Consider the following 23,867-nt stretch of genomic DNA (forward strand, 5'->3'; position numbering starts at 1 on the left):
GTGCTGGCCATCGCCGAGGGCATGCTGGTGCCCGGACCCTTCCCCTTCTTTGACTCATCGGTGTATGGGGGAGCAGTCCCCGCCCACCGAGCACTCCCAGGTGCTGGTGCGCTCTCGGTGCGGCGGTCGATCACCGCCCCTTGTCCTTCTTGCCCTTGGCCTTCCCGGGGATCTCTTTCGTCTTCCCCTCCGCGGGAGCCTTCGACCGGCGTTCTGTGGCCGGAGGCGCGGAAGAAGCGGCATGCGCCTGGGTTTGTTGGGGAGTGGAAGGTGCTGCGGCCGGCGACTGCGCTGGGGACGTCGAGGCGTCGGGGAGCAGCGGTGCGGGCACTGCTGGAGGGGGTCCTGCCGGGGCTGTCGCCTCGGTGTTCTTCGATATTGAGGGCTGCTCATGGGTGGGAGCGGTGACGGGTGGGTTCTTGGCTGCTGGGATGCCGCCCATCACGAGCGCGCAGGTGCCCGCGGCGCTCGCCGCCGCAAGCCCCCACCAGAGCGGACGGCGGCCTCGGGCAGTCCCAGTCCGTGACTGTTCGTGCGTTCGGGCGGCGTCAGCGGCGGAGGGCAGGGGGTGGGAGCGATGCCTGGTGGTGCTGTGGAGCGCGGCGCCGACTGGGGTGCGGGGTCGTGGTGTATCCGCCATGTCCTGCAGGCACTGGTGGACGGCGTCGGCGTCGGGGCGTGCCGCGGGGACCTGGTGCGTCATTTTTTCGAGCAGGCGGGCGAGGTCCTTCGGTAGTCCTTCAGGTATATGGGGGCGACGCAAGAGGTGGGCGGTCCCGATCTCCATGGGACTTCCCTGGTACTCGCGTCGGCCGGTGAGAGCCTCCAGGAGGGTCACTCCCAGGGCGTAGATGTCGCTGGCCGTACTGGCGCCTTCGCCCAGGAACTGTTCCGGGGCCATGTAGGCGAGGGTGCCGACAAGGGTGTCGGGCGCGCTGTGGGAGTGGTCGTAGATGGTTCTTGAGAGCCCGAAGTCGGCCAGGTGGGGCGAACCTTCCTCACCCAGGAGGATGTTGGAGGGTTTCACGTCGTGATGGATGACGCCGTGGGCGTGGACGTGATCGAGGGCCGAGGAGATGTCGGCACCGATCCTCACGACCTGGACGGGGCCCAGGGGGCCCGCGTCCATCCGGGTGCGCAGGGTGACGCCGCGGATCAACTCCGTGACCATGTAAGCGCCCTGGCCATGTCGGCCTGCGTCATAGACGGTAACCAGAGCGGGATGGGAAAGACGGGCCAGTGTGCGGGCCTCGTCGCAGAAGCGGTCGGCCGTGACCGTATCCGCGTCTACGCGGAACACCTTGACGGCCACCTCACGGCCCAGCACCTCGTCGATCCCGCGGAACACGTCCGCCGTCCCACCCGAACCTATGGGGCCCAGGAGCCGGTAACGGCCGCCCAGGACAGTCTCGCCTACAGGCGGTACTCCATGTTCTGGGGCGGACCGGGCGGGCATGGGGTCCTCCTCTACTCACGGGCAGTGGCGCGCGCCTACCCCGCTCAAGTCGCGCTACACCAGGCTCCGGAAGTCCTTACCCGGCATACGGGAAAAGCGCCGGCCAGCACTCAAGCGGCGGCTCCGTCTCCAGTAGCCGGTGACGGCTCAGGAAGCGTCGGTCCGGCTGAGCCGTAGGCGGCCGGTTCGTTGGCGGCGTCCGCGCGTAGGCGGTTCAGCAGTCGTCCGGCCTGGGTACGCTTGCGCGGGTCGGCGGCGGCCCGCCGCCCCCGATTCCCACGACACCGCCCTTCTCGCGCTCGGCGTCCAGCTTCCGGGGAGTCGGCATGAGCCCACTGGATCTCACCGTCCGGGATACCCGAAAGGCCCCGAAGCACGGGATCCGGGCGGTGCCGGTGACGGAGTGGCATCCCGGCGGCGGGATCCGCTGCGCGGAACTGGCGCGCCGCCGGCGCACCGGCGCCACGACGGCCACCGCGCCGCGAGCCTGACCTCGCACGGCCTGTCCGGGGAGAACGAACGATCCGTGAAGTCCTCCCCGGACGCCGGGTGGCCACTACCGTGGTGGCGAGACCCGCCAGGAGGAGCCCGTGACCGCTCAGCCCGAACACACACCCGCCCACTCATACGCACCCGCGCCCGGCGCGCCGGCCGAACTCCTCGCCAAGCTGCGCGCCGACCAGCGCGCGGCACAGTGGGTCCCGGCCTTCGAGAGGGAGTGGGCGGCCGCGCTGGAGGCGTCGCGCCGCACATTTTCCCTGGCCGGGCTCTACACGGTCGTCCAGGACTGGCAGGGCCGCCTCGCCCACGCGCCGGCGGTCGACGCGTTCGTCGCTTCCGGATGTGACGACAGCGACGCCATCGACATGGCGGAGCTGCGGGGACGGCGCCGGTGACCGAACAGCCGTACGCGGTCCGCTTCTCCGCCCCCGCTGCGAAGATCCTCGACACTCTGCCCGAACACGCCGAAGACATCGTGTGGGACGTCCTGGACGCCGCCGCGGCCGACCCGTGGGGCTTCCGGCCCTGGCACGGGAACGACCCGGAGGGCGAGGACGTGCGCTACGCGTCCGTCGGCCAGTTGTCCCTCACCTACTGGGTGAACCGGCCCCTGCACCGGCTGACCGTCCTGAGCGTCATCTGGCTCGGATAGAACCCGGCCCCTGCCCAGCAAGAGCTGACCGCTCTGTGTCACCGCAGGTATCTTCCGGCGGCGATCGGACCGTAGGGGGGCCAGCAGCGGGACCCGTTGCGTGGAACGGGTCCTGCCGGCCCTCTCCGACTGTGGCAGTCGGCTATGCGAACAGGGGAAATCGGGCGGCGTCCACACCCAAGCGCTCCCGGTCGTTAGGAGACAACGACGCGCGCCCGGTCGCCACGCGCGCGTACTGCGCGTCGTCCCACGGCACCGGCACCGGGCGGCCCAGTAGCCCGTCCAACGTACGGCGCGTTTGGCCGAGCCCTTCCGCCGAGGGTCCTCGTGCATCGGGAAGCGACACGACGAGGTCCAGATGGTGGATTGTCGCCTCGACGGCCAGCGTGCGGATCAGATCACCGGCACTCAGCACGTGGCCCTGGGTGGCGACGTACTGGTCGGGCGCCGCACCGGCCGCGGCGTCAACCACTGCGGCTGCCGTCTGCGAATACAGCTCGTACAGCTGATCGACGTGCAAGAACATGCTGGCGACGACCCGCGTGAACCTCCGGCCGTTGGCCGCGCCCACGGCGTCCGGGCGCCAATCCTCCCAATAGGTGACCGCGTCGCGGTCCGGCGTCCTTTCGGCAGGCGTGTGCAGCGCCACCAGGCCGCGTTGCGCGTCGCTCAGGCAGTGGAAGACCAGGTCGCGTACCGACCAGCCGGCGCAGCCGGTCGACAGCCACGACCGCTCATCTGTGATGGTCGTGACGACGGCGTCGAAGGCACCGTAGGCCGCGCGCAGTACGTCGGCCGGACGCTGTCCTTCTTCCTCGTAAGGCATCCCCGCGAGGATAAGACGGCGGCCTGTCAAAGGACACCCCGCCGGCCCACCCGTCCGCGTCGGAAAGAGGTATTCGGGCCGGGTGGCCGCTGCGCGTATGAGCCGACCGGAGCTGATGGCGTCTCGGGGCGACCTCCACTGGCCCGCCCCCGGTCAGCCGCCTGGGCGTGTGGGACGGGCCGGGTTGGGGTGCGGCTGCCCTTGGCGGAACGTTCCCGCGGTGCGGGAGATTGTCGAGGCGTAGGAGCGGTGGGAGTCGGCGACGACCTCCTGGTCCACCGTCCGCCGGCCCGGTTCCCGCAGATCGCGGACTTCAACGCCCTCATCTACCTACGCACCCGTCTGCACACCCGATGTCGGACAGCTCATGAGCCGTCGCCCCGTAGAGCCGTCCTGTCGGGTCTGTCGGAGGCGAGCGCCTCCCGGCCGATGCACGCCAACGGCCAGGTGCCGCTGGCACTCATGCCGCGCAGGTCGGGGGCGATGGCGGTGAAGTGCCTGGCGAGAGCGGGCATGGCCAGGCGTCAGCTGTACCAGAACTGGGGCCAGCCGGGCAGGAGCAGCAGTGGCTGGCCGTCGCCGCCGACGACGGCGGCAGGGTCACTTCCCGGATGGTGACGTGCGGCTGGTGAAGGTGTCGGCGAACCCGGCAGGCAGGCTCGGGACGTCGATGACGGTGGACGTCATGGGGGTTTCTCCTTGGGACGTGAAACGCGGTCTTGGAGGTGGCGGTTCCTGGGATCAGCGGGTGGCGCGGTGCAGGAGTGCTTCGGAGGCTTCCAGGAAGCGCTCGTTGTAGTGCGTGTTGAGTCCGGCGCTTGGCCGGATGGCCTGGGCTTTGTTGTTGAACATCAGGGCGGTGCGGCCGTTGAGGTCGTCAGTGAAGAGCAGGGGGACGATCCTGGCCGCGTAGGTCTGGGGGGAGGGGCCGGCCAGTCCGACCACGGCTTCGGCCAGACGGTGCAGAAGGCTGCCCTCCCCCAGGTAGTTGGAGCGGATATCGGTCTTGATCAATCCAGGGTTCAGGCCGAAGTACGCCGGCCCGGGCAGTCTGCGGTGCCCTGCGAGTACGAGGATCTCGTTGCCGGCGACGGTGTTCATGTGCGCGGCCATCGGCTTGTAGCCGTGCGCGGAGTTCAGGTCGACGAGCCGGCCGATGTTGCCGTTCCCGGGTGCTCCCATGATGAACACCCGCGGCTGGGGCGCGCTGTCCGGGCGGCCGGTTCCCAGCCTGGGGCTGAGGCCCTGCAGGAGGGCGAGGCGGCTGAGGTAGCTGACGGCAAGGTCCCGCTCGATTCCTTCGGCGGTTTCCTCCCGGGTCTTGGCGGCCATGATCCCCAGCGACAAGAAGGCGACGTCGTAGGTTTCCGCGGGAAGCTCCCTGCCGAGCCGGACCGCCTCGCGCATCGAGGACAGGTCCGCCTGGACGAACGTGGGCCGGTCGGTGGCGTGGTCGCGGAAGGTCCGTCCGACCACGGTCACCTGGGCGCCGAGGGCCAGGGCCTGCTGGGCCACGGCGCGGCCCAGGCCGCCTGTCCCGCCGCCGACGAGCACCCGCTTGGAGGTGAGGTCCAGCTGTTCGAGGGAGGGGGCACCGATGGTGGTCGTGCGGTCGACGGTGCCGTTCAGCCGCGCTTTGGGCCTCTTCGGTGCTGCCGAGCTGTGGGGGCGGGTGTTCATTGCGGGTGCCTTCGTTCCTTGGTCCGGTTGGTTGGGTGTGCCGGGTCAGGGCAGGGCGGGGTAGTCGGTGTAGCCGTGCTCGTCGCCGCCGTAGGTGGTGGCCCGGTCTGGGGTGTTGAAGGGGCCGCCGCGTTCGAGGCGCTCGGGCAGGTCGGGGTTGGACAGGAACAGGGCGCCGTAGGCAATCAGGTCGGCGGTGCCGTCCTCGATCAGGTCCAGCTCCTGGGGGCCGGTGGGCTCGGTGCCGGTGAACGGGTTGAGGATGAAGGTGCCCGGCCACTGGCGGCGCAGCCGAAGCGTCAGCTCTCGCGCCCCGGCGGCCTCCATCTGGTGCAGGTAGGCCAAGTCCAGCGGGGCCAGTGCCTCCACCAGGGCGGAGTAGGTTGCCTCCACGTCGTCCTGGTCGGTCTCGGCGATGTCGTTGAGGGGGTTGCCGGGCGACATACGGAAGCCGACCTTCTCCGGTCCGATCGCCTCGGCCACGGCCTTCGCCGTCTCCACCGCGAACCGGATGCGGCGTTCGGGGGAGCCGCCCCATCCATCGGTACGCGTGTTGGAGTTCGGGGCGAGGAACTGGTGGATCAGGTAGCCGTTGGCGCCGTGCAGTTCCACGCCGTCGAATCCGGCCTCGACCGCGTTGCGGGCGGCGATGGCGTAGTCGGCGATGGTCTGGGCGATCTCGGCCTCGGTCAGCACATACGGGGTGACGAAGTCCTGCGGGCCTTCGTTCGTGTAGACCTGGCCCGCGGCCCTGACCGCAGAAGGCCCGACGGGGGTCAGGCCCATCAGGCTCGGGTGGCCCACCCGCCCGGTGTGCATCAGCTGCAGGAAGACCACCCCGCCGCGCTCGTGAACGGCGCCGGTGACCTTCTTCCACGCCTCGATCTGCTCGGCGGAGTGGATTCCGGGGGTGTTCGGGTAGCCCTGACCGACCGCGGACGGCTGGGTGCCCTCGGTGACGAGCAGGCCGGCACCGGCGCGCTGCCCGTAGTAGGTGGCCATCAAATCAGTGGCGGACAGGCCCGGCCCGTAGGCACGGCTGCGAGTCATCGGCGCCATCACGATGCGGTTGGCCAGACGGGTACCGGCCAGGTCGTAGGGGGTGAAAGCCTTGTTCATGTCTCGTTCCTCGTTCGTACGGGCCCCTCGCAGGACCGTTGACATGGGTACGTTACCTGCTCGAACAAGTAAACCCGCTGGGGCATTCCGCCCCGTGCGACTCGGCTGCGGAGGGGGAGTTTTGCCACTAAACGGGCTCGGTCCTGGCCGGTCTGAAGCGATAGACTCGCGATATAGATGCCCGAGCAGTTACGTGAAGGAGCGCAGCATCACATGATCGGCCGAGACTCCGAGGCTTCCCGGCCTGACGCTGTCGAGGCGTCTCGCATGCCGTTGCCACCCTCGGTCCAGGCCGGGCCGATGGCCCACGCGATCATCCGAGTGGCCCGCCTGCACCGCATGCTCGCCGGGCAGCTGCTGCGCCGGGTCGGCCTTCACCCTGGTCAAGAACTGGTGATGATGCAGCTGTGGGATCTGGGGCCTCAGCGTCAGATCGACCTGGTCCGGCTGCTCGGTTCCGACGCGGCCACCATGACCCGCACCGTCAAGCGGCTCGAACACGCGGGCTTCGTTCGTCGGCGGCCCAGCCCCACCGACAAGCGGGCGACCATCATCGAGCCCACCGAGGCAAGCCTCGCCCTGCGCCACCGGGTCGACGAGGTCTGGGCGGAGCTGGAGGAATGTACCGCCGGGCAGCTGCCCGAGGAGCGGCAGGCCGAGGCTGTCCAGATTCTGGAGCAGATCGAGGCGAGCCTGGCCGTTGCCGCGGCCCGGCATGCGCAACAGGAAACCGGCGGCCAGGCGGCTTCACCTACGGGGCAGGCCCCTCAGGTGTAGCCGACACCCGGGTGCACAGTCGACCGATGTTTCGCCCTGATTCTGGCAGCCCGGATCCGTTTCGCGTCGTGTGGCTTTGATGTTTGACGAGAGCGGGGCTGCCCCCGCGCGTGCGCCGGGGCGGCCGTGCGGGGGCGGCGCGCGGGTGTGGCGGTGGGTCCTTACGGTTCGGGCGTTCCCGTGGGACCGGAGGTGGGGGGCAAGGCGCCGGGGTTGAGATGGGTGACCAGATGGTGGAGGAGTTGATGCACCGAGGTCCGCTCCTGGGGTTCCAGAACCGCCAGTGCCTCTTCATTGACCCGGCGGACCACATCTCGTGCCTGCTCCAGGAGGCGGGAGCCGTCGGAAGTGCTGTGCAGGCACAGGATGCGGCGGTTGGTGGGGTGGGGCGAGCGCGTGAGTAGCCCGCGGTCGGTGAGGCTGGCCACGGCAGAGCCCATGGACTGAGCGGTGATGCCGGCTTGACGGGCGGCATCGGCGCTGGAGATCCCCGGCCGGCGATCGGCGTGCTGGAGGGCGTTGTACTGCGCGAGATTCAGCTCGAGAGTGCGCAGTTCTTTCTCCAGGCGCGCGCCCATGGCCTGGGCGAAGTGCCAGGCCAGATAGCCGGTGTGCAGGGACTGCTCGTTCACGCGAGGGCCCTAACTTGTCAGGCCCATCGCCGTCGTGGGCACTGCCGCGCAGGCGCACCGGGTGGAGGACGCTCTGGAGCGGTCCGTATCCGGCGGGTTCGACGTGCGCACCTACAGTGGTGAAGCGGCGGCGCGCGAAGCGGTAGAGCACCGCGAGATATACGCCGCGTACCTCCCCGGCGACGGCCAGGACGGCGGCAAGTTGCTGTACGCGGGCGCCAACGGGCCTTCGGTCACCGGCACCCTCACCGCCGCCTTCGCTCAGACCGCAACCGCCGGTACGCGGCCCCCGACCGGCGAGGACATTCTTCCGGTATCCGACGGCGACACCCGCGGCCTGTCGGTGTTCTACGCCGCCTTCGGCCTGGTCCTGGCCGGCTACCTGTTCGGCTTGATGGCCTACCAGGCCGCACCCGCCCTGCGCTTTCGCCAGCGCATCGCCAGCCTCGCCCTCTTCGGCGCCCTCGGAGGCGTCATCATCGCCCTTCTGGCGGGAGACACCGGCTTCGGGGCCCTCCCCGGCTCCTTCGCCGGAACCGCCGCGGTGACCGGCCTGATGGCAATGGCAGCGGGCGGCGCGACCATGGCGATCGTGAAATGGACCGGATCAGCGGGCGCCGCCATCGCCTCTGTCGTACTGCTGATCTTCGGCAACGCCACCAGCGGCGGCGTCATGCCCGCTTCCTACCTGCCTGCCTGGCTGCATCCGCTGTCCGGCGCGCTCCCTGTCGGCGCGGGGGTGCGCGCTCTCCAAGGCATGTCCTACTTCCACGATGACGGCCTGCGGTCCGGCCTCGCCGTGCTGGCCGCGTGGATCATCGCCTGTGTGGCCCTCCTCTACCTGAGCGATACCCGCAGCGCGCGCAAGGCCCGGCTGCGCACCGGGTGACGTCCATGCCGGGGATCGGCGTCAGGATCGGAGCCCGCATCCTCATCGACGTGGGCGACGGATCCAGCTTCCCGTCCGCCGCCCACCTCGCCGCCTACGCCGGCCGCGCCCCAGCGACCCGAAGTTCCGGCTCGTCGATCCGCGGCGAACGACCATCCAGGCGCGGAAACAAGCAGCTCGAACGGGCTTTCTTCCTCTCCGCCCTCGCGGCCCTGGCCGACCCTGTCTCCAGGCCTACAACGACAAGATCAGCCAGGGCGAGCACCACACTCAAGCACTCCTCTGCCTCGCAAGAGGACGAGCGGACGTGCTCTTCGCGATGCTCCGCGACGGCACCTTCTACGACCTGCAACCCGCCCCATCAGCTTGACCGAACCCATAGGGCCACCCCCCCCGCCGTGGATCAGACCCTCTCTGAGGTGGACGAGAGAAGGCCGGCCGCCGGTGGAGGGCCGGGATTGGGGTACACGGGTCGACATGGCATCGAAGACGCAACACCTCAGGTTCCTGCGGGGCGTACGGCAACTGCGCCGAGTCCGCACCTTGTACACGGCAGGTGTCCTGTTGTGGGCGGTTGCCACGGTCTGGACGGGGTGGGTTCATCCCGGGAGCCGGCAGATGTGGGTATCCGCCCTTCTTTTGACAGTTTTTACCGGCCTGCTCGGCATGGCTTCCCTGTGGTTGCAGCGTCTCCAAGCCTCCGCAGGACACCTGCCGATGCATCACGCCGCACCCCGACGAGCCATCGCCCGGCGGCAGGTGAACGCCTGAGCCGCACGACAGGACGCTCACGCGACCAGACGGTTCCGGGGTTGCGGCGCGACTCCGTTGCAGCTGCATGGGGGGGCGATGACCATGGGCCGCTGCGGTGTGTCAGGAGTCCAGGAGAGTGACCAGCGACTGCTGCATGGAGCCGCTGGGTGCCTGCGTGGCTGCGGTGGCGGTCACATCGGGGTGGCACGAAGCGGCCAGCGGGTGAACGGCCAGTAAGCCTCTTACAACCTCACGCTGACGCGTGGTGAAGGACGAGGACGGCCTGGACGATCGCTGTGATCGGTTGGTGCTGCAGCGAAGCTTCCGCAGGAGACGCCAGCCCTGCAGGTCGGCGATGGCCTGCTCGCCGAGGCAGCGGATCTTGGTGTGCGTGCTGTTGTGGCGGCGCTGTCACCGCTTGAGGCGACAGCCGCGGAAGGGCACCCGGATGGAGCTCCCGGCGCCCTGGTATGCCTTGTCGGCACAGCACTTGAGGCCAGCGTCGGTGAGTGCTTCGACGATGCCGTGGGTGCGGGCGGCGGTCAGGTCATGGGTGGAGCAGGGCAGCGCCACGGTGAACGCCCTCTCGGTCAAGGCCGGCGCCTCCCGGCAGACCGAGGCCACCACGCCGTACACCGGCAAGGGCGACGGCAGCGAGTACAAGGAGTGCGCCGTCACCAGCGCGAGCATGAGCAGCTTCTGACGCACCGCCGCACCGCCGTGGCAGTGGCTACGCTGCCTCCGTGACCAGTGCAGAGGTGAGCCGCCGTCGACTGATGGCCGCCGGGTTGGCGGGGGCCGCGGGAGCACTGGGCGGGTGCGCGCGCTCTCCCGGTCCCGTCCGGCGGCTGCGGCTCGCCACGGGGCCCGTGGGCGGCCCGTACAACGCCTTCGGGCAGGCCCTGGCCCGGGCCGTCGCCGGCGGAGGCCGCGGGTTGGAGATCATTCCGGTGAGCACCGCGGCCAGCGTGGACAACCTGCGGAAGCTGGACGGGGGTTCCGTGGACCTCGCACTGGCCATGGCGGATGCCGCCGAGGACGCGGTGCTCGGCCGCGAGCCGTTCTCCCGGCCGTCCGGGGTGACCGCACTGGCCCGGGTCTACGTCAACTACACACACCTGCTCGTCCCGGCGGAGGGGCCGGTGCGGTCGGTGGGCGAGCTCGCGGGCCGGCCGGTCGCCGCTGGCGCGGCCGGCTCCGGGGTCCAGGTGGTGGCCGGACGGGTACTGCGGGCGGCCGGCCTGACCGGCGGCCCCTCGCCGGTGGACGAGCGGCACCTGGGCCTTGAAGACTCGGCGACGGCGCTGAGCGAGGGCGTCGTCGACGCCCTGTTCTGGTCCGGGGGCGTGCCCACCCCGGCGCTGTCCGCACTGGCCGCGCAGCGGGCCGTACGGTTCCTGCCGCTGGACGGCCATGTGAGCGCGCTGCGCGAGCGCTACGGCCCCGTCTACACGGCGGTCACCCTGCCGGCCGGGGCCTACCGGCTGACGGAACCGGTCGGGACCATCGGTGTCGGCAACTACCTCCTGGCCCGTGCGGGCGTGGCGGACGGGGCGGTCCGCGCCCTGCTCCAGGCCGTCTTCGAGAGCTGGAGCAGTCTGCTGGGCGAGGTGACGGCGGGCGCGCGGCTGGAGCCCCGCTTCGCCATCTCGACCGGGAGGGTGCCGCTCCACCCCGGCGCGGTCTCGTACTACCGGTCGGTGTACGGCTGAATCCTCACGCGGGCGGCGCCGGGGGCAGCATGAGCTCGACGACGAGGCCGTGGGGGGTGTTGCCGCTGACGCCCAGGCGGCCGCCGCTGCTCCGGGCGATCTCGTCGGCGATGGCCAGCCCCAGGCCGCTGCCGGGGACGTTCTGGTGCTCCGGCGAACGCGCGAAACGCCGTAGCAGTAGGCCGAGTTGTGCTTCCGGTACGCCAGGCCCGTCGTCGGCGACCCTTACGACGGCGCTGCCGTCCGTACCCCGCGTCGCCGTCACCTCGACCCGGCCGCCGGCCCCTACGAACTTCACGCAGTTGTCGAGGAGCGCGTCCAGGATGCGGCCCGCCGCGTCGGGCAGGGCCCGGGCCTGCAGCCCCTCGGGCAGGCCCGCGGCGGCCAGTTCCAGCCCGGCCTCGCGGAACACCGGAGTCCAGGCCGCCACCCGTTCCCGTACCGCCCGGGACACGTCCTGGTCCGCCGGCTCCGCCGCGCCGGATTCCACCCGTGCCAGCGCCAGCAGGCCGTCGAGCAGTTCTTCCAGGCGCTCGGCCTCGTCCAGGGCGCGGCGGTGCTCGGCGTGGCCGGGTCCGGGGGCGATGTGCGGTTCGACGTTCTCCAGCTGCAGCACCAGGGTCGCCAGCGGGTTGCGCAGCTGGTGCGATGCATCGGCCACGAAGTCGCGCTGGCGGCCGATGGAGTCGGCCAGGGCCTCGGCCATGGTGTTGAAGTGCCTCCGCAGCCGGCGCAGTTCCGGCGGCCCGGTGTCGGAGACGGCCCGGGTGTGCAGGCTCCCGGCCGTCAGCCCCTCCACGGCCCGGTCCAGATCGAGCACCGGGCGCATCAGCCAGCGCGCGATCCCCGCCGCCACCAGCGCCGCGGCCGCGAAGGCGGCGACCGCCCCGGCGGCGATGAGCGACCAGCGCGCGCTCACGTCCCGGCGCGCCGCGTCGGTCGGCACGGCCAACAGCACCGCCCCGCTCACCCGCTCGTCCCGGCCCACCGGCTCGGCGAGAACCACCGACGCCGGACCCCACGGGCGGACGACCGGCAGCCGGTCGGTGGAGCGGCCGGTGAGGGCCCGCCGCACGGCCTCCACGGCCTCCGAAGAGACGGCCGAGGCTGCGCCGGAGGCGGCGCCCGGGGCGCCGCCGGCCGCCGGGAGGCCAAGGGCGGGGGCCGCTCCCGCCCGTGCCACCGTTGCTCCCGCGGTGTCGACCACGAGCACTCCAGCGCCGTACAACTGGGCGTACCGGTCGATCTCGGCGGACAGCTCCGCCCGGTCGGCCCCGGTGCGCGCCCGGTCGGCGAGGTCCGCGAACCGCACCGCCTCCGAGCGCCGTTGCAGGAGCAGGTGCTCGGTCCGTCCGCGCGCGTACGCATCGGAGAGCGGAACGCAGAGCAGCAGCGCCGCGACTCCCATCAGGACCATCAGCACGGTGAGAAGCCTGCGCCTCACAGCCGGCCGTCCCCGGCTCCGGCCGCCTCGTCGGGCGCGGTCGGGCAGCCGAGCTGGTAGCCGAAGCCCCGTACCGTCCGCACCAGCTCCGAGCGGCCCGTCTTGGCGCGGATGCCCGCCACGTGGACGTCCAGCGAGCGGGAGGCGGCCAGGAGGACGTCGCCCCAGATCCGGTCCAGGATCGCCTCCCGGGCATGCACCTCCCCGGGCCGGGCGGCCAGGAACGCCAGCACATCGAACTCCCTCCGCGTCAGCCTCACCTCGTCCCCTGCGACGGTGACCCTGCGCCCCGCCGGATCGATCTCGACGTCCCCCGCGCGCACGGGGCGGCCCCCTGCCTCCGCCACGTCGGCGCCCGATCGCCCGGCGTGCGTGTCGGTCCGGCGGCGTACGGTGTCGATACGGGCCATCAGCTCGGCCATCCGGAACGGCTTGACGACGTAGTCATCGGCGCCGGCCCGCAGCCCTTGCACGATGTCGCGCTCCTCGCAGCGCGCGGTGACGACGATGAGCGGCGCGTCGCACACCGTGCGCAGGCGCCGCAGCAATTCCAGCCCGTCCAGGTCGGGCAGGCCGAGGTCGAGCAGGACGAACTCGGCCTCATGGACGAGCCGCAGGGCGTCCAGCGCGCGCCCGACCCTGCGTACGGTGTGCCCGCGCTGGGCGAGGGCGGTGCCGAGCGCGTGGGCCATGCGGTCGTCGTCCTCGACGAGAAGCGCGTGCATCGACAGATTCCCCGTACCCGGTCAGCCGTGACTCGTTGCCCGTCCGGCCGTTGCCGGACGAGCGGGCCCGGCGGGGCCCGGGGCGGCAGCTTACGGGAGCCGCCGCCCCGGGTCATCGGCTCGGTTCAGCGCCCGGCATCGACGGCGGCCGCCGGACGGTCCTCGCCGGCTGCCCGGGGCTCCTGCCGGTCGGTGTCCGCCTCGGAGCGGCTCAGGGCGGCGTTGCGGGTGTCGGGCATCAGCACGTACGTCACGAGGGAGACGAGCGCACAGCCGGACACGTACCAGAAGAACACCTTCTCGTGGCCGCTGTCCTTGAACCACAGCGCCACGTACTCCGCCGTGCCGCCGAAGAGCGCGTTCGCGACGGCGTACGGCAGCGCCACACCCAGAGCGCGCACGTGGGTGGGGAACAGCTCGGCCTTGACCGCCGCGTTGATCGAGGTGTAGCCGGTGACGATCACCAGGGCGAGCAGCGACAGCCCCAGCGCGGACCAGTACGAGGACACCGATCCGAGGGCCGTCATGATCGGGTACGTGCCGACGGTACAGCCGACCGCGAAGGTGATCAGCAGGGGGCGGCGCCCGATCCGGTCGGACAGCATCCCGGCGAACGGCTGCAGCACGGCGAAGAGGGTCAGCGCGGTGAAGCTGACCAGCGTGGCGGTCGTCTTCGGCAGGCCCGCACTGCCGACCAGGTACTTGGTGAGGTAGGTGGTGTACGTGTAGTAGGCCACCGTGCCGCCGAGGGTGAGCGCCATGACCAGACCGGCCTGCCGCCGGTGCTGCCACAGGGCCTTCAGCGTGCCGCGCGTGCTGTCGTCGTGGGCGTCCTCGCCCGACGACTCCTCCTTGAACGCGTCCGTCTCCTGGAGCCGGCGCCGCAGCCAGAAGACGACCACCGCGAAGAGGGCCCCGACGAGGAACGGGATGCGCCAGCCCCAGTCCTCCAGCTGGGCCGTGGTCAGCGTGTGCTGGAGCGTGATCAGGATGCCGAGGCCGAGGAGCTGGCCGCAGGTCATCGACACGTACTGGAAGGACGAGCCCAGCCCGCGCCGGTCGCGGGCCGAGGCTTCGGTGAGGTAGGTGGCGCTGGCCGCGTACTCGCCGCCGATGCTCATGCCCTGGAGCAGGCGCGCGAGCAGCAGCACCAGAGCGCCGAAGTAGCCGGCCTGCCCGTAGGTCGGGGCCACGGCGATCAGCAGGGCGGCCACCGACATCATGGTGACGGTGAGGGTGAGCGCGCTCTTGCGGCCGTGCCGGTCGGCGGCGCGCCCGAGGATCCAGCCGCCGACGGGCCGCATCAGGAAGCCGACGGCGAAGATGCCCGCCGTGTTCATCAGCTGCGTGGTCGGGTTGGAGCCGGGGAAGAAGGAGTCGGCGAAGTAGATGGCGAAGCTGGCGTAGACGAACCAGTCGTACCACTCGACGAGGTTGCCGAGCGAGCCCCCGATCAGGGCGAGGCGGCGCTTCTTGCGCTCGTCCCCGGGCGGCGGCGCGGGCAGGACGGCGGAGGAGGACATGGCGGCTCCAGTCGGAAGTCCCTGGTGGAAGACGGCGAAACGGCCCCGGTGGTGGGGGAGTGCCGACCAGAGCATGCGTCCGCCGCGGGAGCCGGACAAGGACCGGCACACAGATCTAACGTTCCGCTAAGGAAGCTCCGGCCGGTGGCGGGCAGTACGAGCGAGACGCTTCGCGTGGTCGCCGCAGGCGGCTTCGGCGGCCCGGATCCGGTGGTGGTCACGGCCGTCGCGAGGCGATGGGGCCGTCACCCCAGCGCGGCGAACCTGTCCACACATCGCAAGCCAGGTGACCGCGGCCACGGGTTGATCGCCATCGTCGGGGTAGGAGCGTGGCGTGCTGAGGATGCTGTGGGTTGCGTTGTTGGGTTGTTTTGCCGTCGCTGGGGTCGCTCTGGCGCTGCTGGTCTCGCCGTGGTGGTGGTTTGGCGGCGGGCCGCTGGCTGCCCTGCTGGTGCTCGCGGTGTGGGACCTGGTGCAGGCCCGGCATTCGGTGTTGCGGAACTATCCGGTGCTGGGCCACCTGCGGTTCGCCCTGGAGAGTATCCGCCCGGAGCTCCAGCAGTACTTCGTGGAACGCAACGTCGACGGCCGGCCCTTCGACCGTGACACCCGCAGCATCGTCTACGAGCGGGCCAAGGGCACCGACGCGGAGGAGGCGTTCGGGACCGAGCAGGACCTGTACGCGGTCGGCAGCGAGTTCCTCGTTCCTTCGATGGCACCGCGTCCGGTGCGCGAGGACGCGCCGCGGGTGCGGATCGGCGGACCGGACTGCACCAAGCCCTATGACATGGCGCTGCTGAACGTGTCCGCGATGAGTTTCGGGTCGCTGTCCTCGAACGCGATCCTCGCTTTGAACACCGGCGCGGCGATGGGCGGTTTCGCCCACGACACCGGCGAGGGCGGCCTGTCCGACTACCACCTGCGGCCGGGGGGCGACCTGGTCTGGGAGATCGGCACCGGGTACTTCGGCTGCCGCACCGAGAAGGGCGACTTCGACCCCGTGATGTTCGCCGAGAAGGCCGCGCACGAGCAGGTGCGGTGCGTGTCGCTGAAGCTGAGCCAGGGCGCGAAGCCCGGCATCGGCGGGGTCCTGCCCGGTGCCAAGGTCGACGCCGAGATCGCCCAGGTCCGCGGTGTCCCGCAGGGCAAGACCGTCATCTCCCCGCCCTACCACCGGGTCTTCTCCACCCCGCGCGAGCTGGTGGCCTTCGTGGCCCGGATGCGGGAGCTGTCCGGCGGCAAGCCGACCGGCTTCAAGCTGTGCGTCGGTTCCCGCAGCCAGTTCCTGGCGGTGTGCAAGGCGATGCTGGACGAGGGCGTCACGCCGGACTTCATCATCGTCGACGGCGCCGAAGGCGGCACCGGAGCGGCCCCCCTGGAGTTCGCCGACAACGTCGGCATGCCACTGACCGAGGGGCTGACCACCGTGCACCAGTCCCTGTTGGGCACCGGCCTGCGCGACCGCATCAAGATCGGCGCGAGTGGGAAGGTCGCCACCGGCAGCGACCTCGTCAAGCGGCTGCTCCAGGGCGCCGACTACACCAACGCCGCCCGCGCGATGATGTTCGCGGTCGGCTGCATCCAGGCCCAGCGCTGCCACACCAACACCTGCCCGACCGGCGTGACCACCCAGGATCCGCGCCGGGCGCGCGCCCTGCAGGTGGCCGACAAGTCCCAGCGCGTCCAGCGCTTCCAGGAAGCCACCGTCAAAAGCGCCTTGCAGATCATGGCGTCCATGGGGGTGGACGAACCCGCCGAGCTGACCCCGCACATGCTGCGCCGCCGCATGGACCCGGTCACCATCCGCTCCTACGCCGAGCTCTACCCGCCGCTGGCACCGGGCGAGCTGCTCCACCAGGCGCCGCAGTCCTGGGCGGCGGACTGGAAGGCCGCGGACCCCGACCGCTTCACGGTCTGACCCGGCCCCATTCCGCGCCCCGTCCCACTTTCACGACAAACCGGAGGACTCTTCCCGTGGCACGCACCGTAGCCCGTGTGATCATCGACGCCCTGCAGGAACTGGAGGTCGGTCACGTCTTCGGCGTCGTCGGCGACGCGCTGAACCCGCTGACCGACGCCATCCGCACCACCGACGGCCTGGAGTGGGTGGGCTGCCGCCACGAGGAGGCCGCCGCGTTCGCCGCGAGCGCCCAGTCCCAGCTGTCCGGGAAGCTGGGGGTGTGCATGGGCACCGTCGGCCCGGGCGCCATCCACCTGCTCAACGGCCTGTACGACGCCGCGAAAAGCCGCACACCGGTGCTGGCCATCGCCGGCCAGGTACCCCTGGCCGAGATCGGCAGCGACTACTTCCAGGAGGTCGACAATGACCTGCTCTTCCGCGACGTCGCCGTCTACCGCGCCACGGTCACCTCCCCGGACCAGATGCCCCGGCTGCTCGAGGCCGCCGTGCGCGCCGCGATCGGCCACGGCGGCGTGGCGGTGCTGACGGTCCCCGGCGACCTGGGCGATCAGGAACTGACCCAGGACCGTCCCGCACGCTTCCCCCGCACCCGCCAGCTCACCCGCCCCGACGAGCCCGGCATCCTCCAGGCGGCCGAGATCGTCAACGCCGCCCAGAAGGTGACGCTGCTGGTGGGCCGCGGGGCCCGGCACGCCCACGAGGAGGTGCTGGCCCTGGCGGAACACCTCGCCGCGCCGATGGTGCTCACCCTCAAGGCCAAGGAGGGCTTCGAGGGGGAGAACCCCTACCAGGTCGGCCAGACCGGCCTGATCGGCAACCCGGCCGCCGCCGGCGCCCTCGACGAGTGCGACACCCTGCTGATGCTCGGCACCGACTTCCCCTACCGTGACTGGTACCCCACCGACTGCCGGGTCGTGCAGATCGACGCCCAGGAACAGAACCTCGGCAAGCGCGTACCCATCGACGCCGGACTGGCCGGCGACACCGGCGCCACCCTGCGCGCCCTGCTGCCGCACCTGGACGCCAAGCCCGACCGCGCACACCTCGATACCGCGCGCAACCACTTCGCCACCTGGCAGGCCGGCCAGCAGCGGCTGGCCGACCCCGGCCACGACACCAAGCGCTGGACCGGACGGCTGCGCAGCGCCCTGGACAACCGCGACCACGACATTCGCCCCGAGGCGCTGGCCGCCGTCGTCGACGCCTGCGCCGACGACGACGCGATCTTCACCTCCGACACCGGGATGGCCACCGTGTGGCTGTCGCGGTTCGTGACCATGCACGGCGACCGCCGCCTCATCGGCTCCTACAACCTCGGCTCCATGGCCAACGCCATGCCCCAGGCCATGGGCGCGCAGCTGTGGGCACCGGACCGGCAAGTCGTGGCGTTCTGCGGAGACGGCGGACTGAGCATGCTGCTGGGCGACCTCATGACCATCAAGACCTACCAGCTGCCGGTGAAGCTGGTCGTCTTCGACAACCGACGGCTGGGCATGGTCAAACTCGAACAGGAACAGGCCGGACTCGCAGAGTTCGGCACCGAGCTGGACAACCCCGACTTCGCGGCGGTGGCCACCGCCCTGGGTCTCACCGGCATCCGGGTCACCGACCCGGACACACTCGAAGACAGCGTCCGCCGCGCCTTCGCCACCCCGGGGCCGGTCCTCCTCGACGTGCTGACCAACCCGCAGGAAGTCGCCGTCCCCGGAAAGCCCACGGTCCAACAGGGCTGGGGCTTCGCCATCGCCAAGGTCAAAGAGATGCTCCAGAGCCACGAGGGCTGACCCCCTCCGAGGCTGCTCAATCAAGTGCCAGGCCGTGGGCTCGGGCCGCAGGCGTGAAGACTGTCAGGGGCGGTTCATGCTTGGGGTCTCACTCCCCAGGCAGCCCAGCGCCTGCATGGCCTCGCGCTCTATCCGTGAGAGATCACCGAGGACCGAGCCGGCCCGGACCAGGCACTGAGCATCGCCCGATTCGCCAGCCTTCGTGATCAGTGCTGCTACTTCCGTCCAAAGGGTGGCTGCCTCGGTGTACAGCGTGTGGCCGGTGCGCAGGTGGCTGCTGTCCAGCAGATCGGTGCATTCGGCGAGGAAGTCGCGGTAGAGATTGCGGAACAGGGCGCCACCGGTGCCGGCCTTCTCCATTACATGGGCGGCCTGGGGCAAGTCTCGCTGCGGGTCGTCGGTGCGCTGGAGCCATGTGCGTACCAGCTTGCCGGCCTTCTCGATGCCGCGGTGACCGACGTTGGCAATGGGCGGGTTGAGGAAGGCGTCGGCGCAGGCAGTGATGGCGGGGACGATCTGCCGGTGTGCGGCGGGCAGGTTTCTCGGAGCAGTGAGGGTGAAGGACCGGTGCTTGGCGGTCATCGGGCCGCGTGCGGCCCTGGACCGGGCGAGACTGGTCAGGCTGGAGGAGACCGCTCCGCCCTGCTGGTCGGTGTCCACCAGGTAGGCCTTCTGGTCGTCGTAGCCGTACATGGCGACGACGTGGCCGCCGAAGTGGATCTCCGAGCCGAAGTAGTCCAGGTAGTAGCTGTCGAGCTGGAGCCCGACGGGGTGGCCGGCATCGATCGAGGCCGCCACGTTGTCCCATGCCTTGCGCGGGGATGTGGTCTCCTGGACCAGGAGCTCCAGCCCGAGCCTGGTGGCCAGGTTTCCTGTGAGGTCGAAGGGCTTGACCCGTCCTCCGAGAAAGGGAAAGCCCATGTTCTTGCCGTCCCAGTAGATGAAGGACAGACCGGAACCGAGGCCGAACAGCATGGGCTCGGACAGATCAAGTCCTTGGTGCCGCAGCAGCACCCCCAGGGCTGTCGTCTCGCAGTGCTGCGTGCCGCGGGCATCGATGTCTATTACCGTGGTCATGCCATGCTCTCCTGGACGGGGATGATCAGTCGGGTCATCAGTTCTTCTGGCGGTGCCTCTGCCGGTCCGATGAGATACGCCTCGCGTACGGGTGCCTGCGGGCGCAGTCCGCGCTCGTGGATGGCGGCGAAGAGCGCGTTGTATGCCAAAGGAAGTTGCCCGTAGGGCCCGATGTGCATGGTCTCGGCAACGAGTCCACCGGCCAATACCTCGAATTCCAGACCGGGCATGCCCTGGCCCTGCGGGGTCTGTGCTCCGACGGCGATCTCCATCCGCTCTTCCAGGTCCAGCGGGTACAGCCCCCACAGCGGCGGCTCCCATGCGATTCCCGTCCTGCCGAGCACGGGCAGCAGTCCGCCTACGCACTCCCCGACCTTGGTTCCGATCTCCGCGGGGGTGCAGACCGCTCGCACCACCGCCAGCCGTCGCTCCGGCTCCCTGCCCAGCGTCACCTCATACCCGGGCAGCCCGCCTTCTGCCAGCCGCTCCAGCATCTGCAGCCGGGCCTGGTCCCTGATAATCCGTTCAGCCAGCCGGTCCCGCTCAGCGCGCAGGATCCCTGTCCTGCGCTCAGGCCCGGCGGCCAGTGCCTGGGCGATCACGGCCAGGGGAAGATCCATCTCGCGCAGCAGGGCGATGGTCAGGGCATCGCGCGCCTGTTCGAATGCGTAATAACGGTAGCCAGAGCTGGCGTCCACGCGGGTGGGAGCCAGCAGCCCCATGTCGTCGTAGTGCCGTAGCTGCTTCACGCTGAGGCGGCACAGGCGAGCGAAGCGCCCGATGGTGAGAAGTTCGTCTTGCACGCCTTCATGGTGGACTCTCCCACGGTGGGAGAGTCCAGCGCTGAGTCAATGGACTGGCTCAAGGACGCCCCACTCGCTGCCGCTGTTTCGGATATCTGGGCACAGCCTCCGGCAGGGCACGTCGGGCTTCACTCGTTTGGCGGAGCGCGGTGTCGGCGTGCGCGACGTCGCCGGGTCGGACGGGCGATCGCCCGTGTCGGCTTCCGGCAGCCCGACAGCCGCCCTGGCAGGTACGAGCCGTTCGCGCTGGTCCTGCCCTGCAGGCGACGTGCCAAGGCCGTCAGATCCTGCACGGCAAGGGCGTGGCAGTCGCGGATTGCGGGGTCCGGTGGGCTGTGTCAGCGTGGTGAACCGGAAGCTCGGGGATGTCAGGGGCGGGGACGACCCGAGAAATCCCGAACGAGGGGAAACCCATGAGGCACGTTCCGAGTACTGCCGTGAGCGCGGCTGCAGCGCTGGTCCTGTCCGTCGGCGCAGCGGCTCCCGCCTTCGCAGCCGATCCGAGTCCCAACGCCAGTGCGGCGGCAGCACAGTTGTGCACCGACCTGAACAAGCTCCGTGCTGACGCGACGGCGCTGTCCGGACTGAGTCCGGCCTCAGCGACGAAGGACCAGGTCAAGGAAGCGTACAACGATGTCAAGGGCGGCTGGGAGACGGTCAGGAAGTCCACGGCCACGTGGAAGGCGACCCAGAAGGAGGCCGTGAAGTCCGCGGCGGACGGGCTGAAGAAGACCTGGGACGACCTGCCGGACGACACCACCGGAGCTGAGGCCGCCACCAAACTGAAGCCGCAGGCCCAGATGTTGGACAACGCGGTGAAGTCCGCCCGCACGGGCCTGAAGTGCCCGGGCTGACGACCACACGAAAGCGTCACGGTGCTCCTTGCCGCGTGTGACTCACGCTGCGGGCTCATCCGGAAGCGGCAGGCGGCCCGATGGTAGGCCGGCCGACTGAGGGCCGCCCCCCCACCCGGGGAGGCGGCCCTCAGAGGTGTATGCCGGACCCGGTGAAAGGGACCGGCCCACCCCTGTCCGAGTTCGGCGAGTGCCCGGTCCTGCGTCGATTGGAGCCGGTCGCGACGCTGCCACTGGTCGGCCAGCCACACCCCAGTGCGGTGTTCGCTCCCGTACGAGAGCCGCTCACCGTGGGAGTGCCCCGGCGTTCCGCCGTTTCGCGAGGCCGCGGTAGCGGCACCGGAGTTCACAGCGGCCGTCCACGAACTCCTAGATGCTGCCCTCGGCCCCGAGCGCAGCCCGTGGGGCTGGCGCCGGTCGACCATTTCCATAAACTATGAATATAAAAGCGCTATGCTTCTGGCATGAGTCATCACGACACCGCTCCTGCCGCGTCCGCCGCCATCGGGGCAGCCCTCTACGGCCTGGCCACCAGGGCCGTGAGACGCCTGCCCCGTGACATGAGCCTGACCTCCGCCGCCACCCTGGCCACCCTGGACCGGACCGGTCCGCGGCGCATCACCGATCTGGCCGCGGTCGAGGGCGTCACCCAGCCCGCGATGACCACCCTGGTCCGGGTGATGGAGGAGTCCGGCCTGGTCGAGCGGCGGGGCGACGCGTCCGACAAGCGGGTCACGCTGGTGTGCCTGACCGAGGCCGGCGCCTCCTATGTCCGGACGCGGCGCCAGGCGGGCGTCCACGGGTTCGAGCGGTTGATCGGCGAGCTCACCGGCGACGAGGTCGAGGCACTGGTGGCGGCCCTTCCGGCGCTGAAGCATCTGGCAGAGCTCGAAAGCCAGGACCGCGAAGGGCCGAAGCAGTGACCGGGCGGCCGGTCGGCGGGGTCGCGGCGAAGACGTTCCCGGTGGCGCGTTCCGAGGCGCGGCTGCTGGTCCCCGCCCTGCTGTTCATCGCTCTGGTCGTGGCGGCGGTCGCCAGCCTCGGGACGCCGCTCATCACCAGTGTGGCGACCTCGTTCCACGTCTCGCTCGGCAGCGCGCAGTGGACGCTGACCGTCGCGCTGCTCAGCGGCGCCGTCGCCACGCCGGTCCTGGGCCGGCTCGGTGCCGGCCGGCACCGGCGGGCCACGATCCTCGCCACGCTGGCGGTCGTCGTCGCCGGCAGCGCGCTCACCGTGCTGCCGCTGCCGTTCGCGTGGCTGCTGGCCGGCAGGGCGGCCCAGGGCGTCGGGCTCGGGCTGACGGCGCTGATGATGGGCGTGGCCCGGGACCACCTCGCCGAGGCGCGCAGCGCGGCCGTGATCGCCCTGATCTCGGTGGTCTCGATCATCGGGGCCGGCGTCGGCTACCCGCTGGCCGCACTGCTCGCCGAGCTCGGCGGGGTACGGGCCGCCTACGGCCTCGGCCTGGTCGTCACCGCCGCCGCCCTCCTGGCGGCGTGGCGCTTCATGCCGGAAGCCCCCGAAGGCCGATCCGCCCACGTGGACGTGGCAGGCGCGGTCATCCTGGCCGCTGCGCTGCTCCTGGTGCTGTTCCTCGCAGGCGAACGGAATCTGTGGAGTCGGCACCTCGTCGTGGCGGCGGGCCTTGCCGTCGTCGCGGTGCTGCTGCTCTGTGCCTGGGCCGTCTTGGAGCTGCGCGGCGCGACCCCCCTGATCGATGTGCGGGCGCTGCGACACCCGGCGGTAGCCGGGGCGAACCTCGCCATGTTCGTCGGCGGGATCGGCATGTACCTCCTGCTCACCCTCATCACCCGGTACGCGCAGACTCCGCACGGCGCCGGCTACGGCTTCGGGCTGACGACCTTCGTCTCCGGGCTGGTCCTCATCCCGTTCTCGGTGCTGGGGTTCGTCGCCGGCAAGCTCACGCCGCGGGTCCGGACGCGGATCGCCGACCCCCTGCTCCTGGCGGGCAGCGCCGTCGTGGTCGGCGGCGGGTTCGCCCTGCTCGCGGCGGCCCGGTCGGACCTGGCCGAACTGTTCGTGGCCATGGGCGTGCTCGGCTTCGGCGTCGGCGGCTTCTCGGCCGCGATGCCCGGCGTCATCCTGGCCGTCACCCCCAAGAGCGAGACGTCGAGCGCCATGAGCTTCAACTACGTCGTCCGCAGCGTCGGGTACTCCCTGGGCAGCGCCATCGGCGGCCTGATCCTCGCCGCGGGCACCCGCCCCGGCCACCTCTTCCCCGACGACAGCGCCTACACCACCGCGGCGCTGGTGGGCATCGGCGCCATGGCGATCACGACGCTGACAAGCCTCGCTCTCGCCCGCCGGCGCTCGTCCGAGACCAACCCGTAAGTCAGATGCACTCATCCCAGCACTGGAGGTTCCATGCCCAAGGGCTACTGGGTCAGCGTCTACCGCACCATTTCAGACCCTGAGAAGCTGGCTGCTTACAACGAACTGGCCGCTCGGGCCGTCAAGGCCGGGGGCGGTCGCACCTTCGTCCGCGGCGGTCGGGTCGTGGCGCATGACGCCGGAATCGCCGAGCGCACCGTCCTGGTCGAGTTCGACAGCTTCGAGCAGGCCGTCGCGGCGCACGAGAGTGCGGCCTACCAGGAGGCGTTGGTCGCCCTCTCCGACGGCGTCGAGCGCGACTTCCGCATCGTCGAAGGCATCGACTGACCGGCACCCGGCCGCGATCCGGACGCCGGCTTGGTGGGACAGCGAGTCGATCTGTCGCG

23 protein-coding genes and 2 pseudogenes are annotated in these 23,867 nt (G+C 70.7%); 14 read left to right on the forward strand and 11 right to left on the reverse strand.

The annotated features are described in order from the left end of the window. Window positions 1-130: 130 nt before the first annotated feature. Window positions 131-1,456, reverse strand: coding sequence for a serine/threonine-protein kinase (locus AC0693_RS36710; protein WP_478804319.1), 1,326 nt, complete (start codon window positions 1,454-1,456; stop codon window positions 131-133). 326 nt (window positions 1,457-1,782) lie between these two features. Here AC0693_RS36710 and AC0693_RS36715 point away from each other — a divergent pair, with 326 nt between their 5' ends. From AC0693_RS36715 to AC0693_RS36725, 3 genes are all read left to right on the forward strand, one after another. Beyond that, window positions 1,783-1,947 carry a hypothetical protein gene (locus AC0693_RS36715; RefSeq protein ID WP_478804320.1) on the forward strand — a complete coding sequence of 55 codons (165 nt, stop codon included), beginning with the start codon at window positions 1,783-1,785 and terminating at the stop codon, window positions 1,945-1,947. 99 nt (window positions 1,948-2,046) lie between these two features. After that, on the forward strand, window positions 2,047-2,352 hold the full coding sequence (locus tag AC0693_RS36720) for a DUF6247 family protein (RefSeq protein WP_478804321.1): 306 nt from the start codon (window positions 2,047-2,049) through the stop codon (window positions 2,350-2,352). After that, on the forward strand, window positions 2,349-2,609 hold the full coding sequence (locus AC0693_RS36725) for a hypothetical protein (protein ID WP_478804322.1): 261 nt from the start codon (window positions 2,349-2,351) through the stop codon (window positions 2,607-2,609). The genes AC0693_RS36720 and AC0693_RS36725 overlap by 4 nt, the downstream gene beginning before the upstream one ends. Window positions 2,610-2,751: 142 nt before the next feature. Here the strand turns inward: AC0693_RS36725 and AC0693_RS36730 are convergent, their stop codons facing one another. From AC0693_RS36730 to AC0693_RS36740, 3 genes are all read right to left on the reverse strand, one after another. Further along, entirely contained in the window at window positions 2,752-3,435 is a 684-nt protein-coding gene (locus tag AC0693_RS36730; protein WP_478804323.1) for a maleylpyruvate isomerase N-terminal domain-containing protein, read from the reverse strand. Between the two features lie 741 nt (window positions 3,436-4,176). After that, entirely contained in the window at window positions 4,177-5,115 is a 939-nt protein-coding gene (locus AC0693_RS36735) for a Rossmann-fold NAD(P)-binding domain-containing protein (protein ID WP_478804324.1), read from the reverse strand. 45 nt (window positions 5,116-5,160) lie between these two features. After that, on the reverse strand, window positions 5,161-6,234 hold the full coding sequence (locus AC0693_RS36740; RefSeq protein WP_478804325.1) for an alkene reductase: 1,074 nt from the start codon (window positions 6,232-6,234) through the stop codon (window positions 5,161-5,163). A 267-nt stretch (window positions 6,235-6,501) separates the two neighbouring features. On the opposite strand from AC0693_RS36740, the gene AC0693_RS36745 reads away from it, so the two are divergent. Further along, window positions 6,502-7,011 carry a MarR family winged helix-turn-helix transcriptional regulator gene (locus AC0693_RS36745; RefSeq protein ID WP_478804345.1) on the forward strand — a complete coding sequence of 170 codons (510 nt, stop codon included), beginning with the start codon at window positions 6,502-6,504 and terminating at the stop codon, window positions 7,009-7,011. 161 nt (window positions 7,012-7,172) lie between these two features. On the opposite strand, the gene AC0693_RS36750 is transcribed toward AC0693_RS36745, so the two are convergent. Beyond that, on the reverse strand, window positions 7,173-7,643 hold the full coding sequence (locus tag AC0693_RS36750; RefSeq protein WP_478804326.1) for a MarR family winged helix-turn-helix transcriptional regulator: 471 nt from the start codon (window positions 7,641-7,643) through the stop codon (window positions 7,173-7,175). Between the two features lie 34 nt (window positions 7,644-7,677). Here AC0693_RS36750 and AC0693_RS36755 point away from each other — a divergent pair, with 34 nt between their 5' ends. Together AC0693_RS36755 and AC0693_RS36760 are read left to right on the forward strand one after the other, a co-directional pair. Next, entirely contained in the window at window positions 7,678-8,532 is an 855-nt protein-coding gene (locus tag AC0693_RS36755; RefSeq protein WP_478804327.1) for an ABC-2 transporter permease, read from the forward strand. Beyond that, window positions 8,529-8,902: pseudogene (locus AC0693_RS36760) on the forward strand (transposase); the annotation flags it as partial. The gene AC0693_RS36755 and the pseudogene AC0693_RS36760, both read left to right, overlap by 4 nt. Before the next feature lie 633 nt (window positions 8,903-9,535). Here AC0693_RS36760 and AC0693_RS36765 read toward each other — a convergent pair. Further along, a pseudogene (locus tag AC0693_RS36765) lies at window positions 9,536-9,855 on the reverse strand (transposase family protein); the annotation flags it as partial. Between AC0693_RS36765 and AC0693_RS36770 the strand changes: the two are divergent. After that, window positions 9,791-9,988 carry a hypothetical protein gene (locus tag AC0693_RS36770; protein WP_478804347.1) on the forward strand — a complete coding sequence of 66 codons (198 nt, stop codon included), beginning with the start codon at window positions 9,791-9,793 and terminating at the stop codon, window positions 9,986-9,988. The pseudogene AC0693_RS36765 and the gene AC0693_RS36770 sit on opposite strands and share 65 nt — an antisense overlap. A 40-nt stretch (window positions 9,989-10,028) precedes the next feature. Beyond that, window positions 10,029-10,997 (forward strand): TAXI family TRAP transporter solute-binding subunit, encoded by a 969-nt coding sequence (locus tag AC0693_RS36775; protein WP_478742406.1) that lies wholly within the window; start codon window positions 10,029-10,031, stop codon window positions 10,995-10,997. A gap of 4 nt (window positions 10,998-11,001) precedes the next feature. Here the strand turns inward: AC0693_RS36775 and AC0693_RS36780 are convergent, their stop codons facing one another. The 3 genes from AC0693_RS36780 to AC0693_RS36790 form a co-directional block, all read right to left on the reverse strand. Continuing rightward, window positions 11,002-12,441 (reverse strand): sensor histidine kinase, encoded by a 1,440-nt coding sequence (locus AC0693_RS36780; protein WP_478804328.1) that lies wholly within the window; start codon window positions 12,439-12,441, stop codon window positions 11,002-11,004. After that, entirely contained in the window at window positions 12,438-13,166 is a 729-nt protein-coding gene (locus AC0693_RS36785; protein ID WP_478804329.1) for a response regulator transcription factor, read from the reverse strand. Before AC0693_RS36785 ends, AC0693_RS36780 begins: the two co-directional genes overlap by 4 nt. A gap of 125 nt (window positions 13,167-13,291) precedes the next feature. Continuing rightward, entirely contained in the window at window positions 13,292-14,689 is a 1,398-nt protein-coding gene (locus AC0693_RS36790) for an MFS transporter (protein WP_478804330.1), read from the reverse strand. 343 nt (window positions 14,690-15,032) lie between these two features. On the opposite strand from AC0693_RS36790, the gene AC0693_RS36795 reads away from it, so the two are divergent. Continuing rightward, complete coding sequence (locus tag AC0693_RS36795) at window positions 15,033-16,607, forward strand: FMN-binding glutamate synthase family protein (protein WP_478804346.1); 1,575 nt, start codon at window positions 15,033-15,035, stop codon at window positions 16,605-16,607. Between the two features lie 56 nt (window positions 16,608-16,663). Then, window positions 16,664-18,394, forward strand: coding sequence for a thiamine pyrophosphate-dependent enzyme (locus tag AC0693_RS36800; protein ID WP_478804331.1), 1,731 nt, complete (start codon window positions 16,664-16,666; stop codon window positions 18,392-18,394). Between the two features lie 63 nt (window positions 18,395-18,457). On the opposite strand, the gene AC0693_RS36805 is transcribed toward AC0693_RS36800, so the two are convergent. Both AC0693_RS36805 and AC0693_RS36810 read right to left on the reverse strand, forming a co-directional pair. Continuing rightward, window positions 18,458-19,471 (reverse strand): BtrH N-terminal domain-containing protein, encoded by a 1,014-nt coding sequence (locus tag AC0693_RS36805; RefSeq protein ID WP_478804332.1) that lies wholly within the window; start codon window positions 19,469-19,471, stop codon window positions 18,458-18,460. Next, entirely contained in the window at window positions 19,468-20,274 is an 807-nt protein-coding gene (locus tag AC0693_RS36810; RefSeq protein ID WP_469338482.1) for a MerR family transcriptional regulator, read from the reverse strand. Before AC0693_RS36810 ends, AC0693_RS36805 begins: the two co-directional genes overlap by 4 nt. 437 nt (window positions 20,275-20,711) lie before the next feature. On the opposite strand from AC0693_RS36810, the gene AC0693_RS36815 reads away from it, so the two are divergent. From AC0693_RS36815 to AC0693_RS36830, 4 genes are all read left to right on the forward strand, one after another. Beyond that, window positions 20,712-21,128, forward strand: coding sequence for a hypothetical protein (locus tag AC0693_RS36815; RefSeq protein ID WP_469320169.1), 417 nt, complete (start codon window positions 20,712-20,714; stop codon window positions 21,126-21,128). A 560-nt stretch (window positions 21,129-21,688) separates the two neighbouring features. Continuing rightward, window positions 21,689-22,051 carry a MarR family winged helix-turn-helix transcriptional regulator gene (locus AC0693_RS36820; RefSeq protein ID WP_469338537.1) on the forward strand — a complete coding sequence of 121 codons (363 nt, stop codon included), beginning with the start codon at window positions 21,689-21,691 and terminating at the stop codon, window positions 22,049-22,051. Then, complete coding sequence (locus tag AC0693_RS36825; RefSeq protein ID WP_469338484.1) at window positions 22,048-23,481, forward strand: MFS transporter; 1,434 nt, start codon at window positions 22,048-22,050, stop codon at window positions 23,479-23,481. Before AC0693_RS36820 ends, AC0693_RS36825 begins: the two co-directional genes overlap by 4 nt. A 33-nt stretch (window positions 23,482-23,514) precedes the next feature. Then, window positions 23,515-23,808: a DUF1330 domain-containing protein gene (locus tag AC0693_RS36830; protein ID WP_469338486.1), complete on the forward strand. Its 294-nt coding sequence runs from the start codon at window positions 23,515-23,517 to the stop codon at window positions 23,806-23,808. Window positions 23,809-23,867 lie beyond the last annotated feature (59 nt).

This window comes from Streptomyces sp. NPDC043876, from assembly GCF_056435825.1.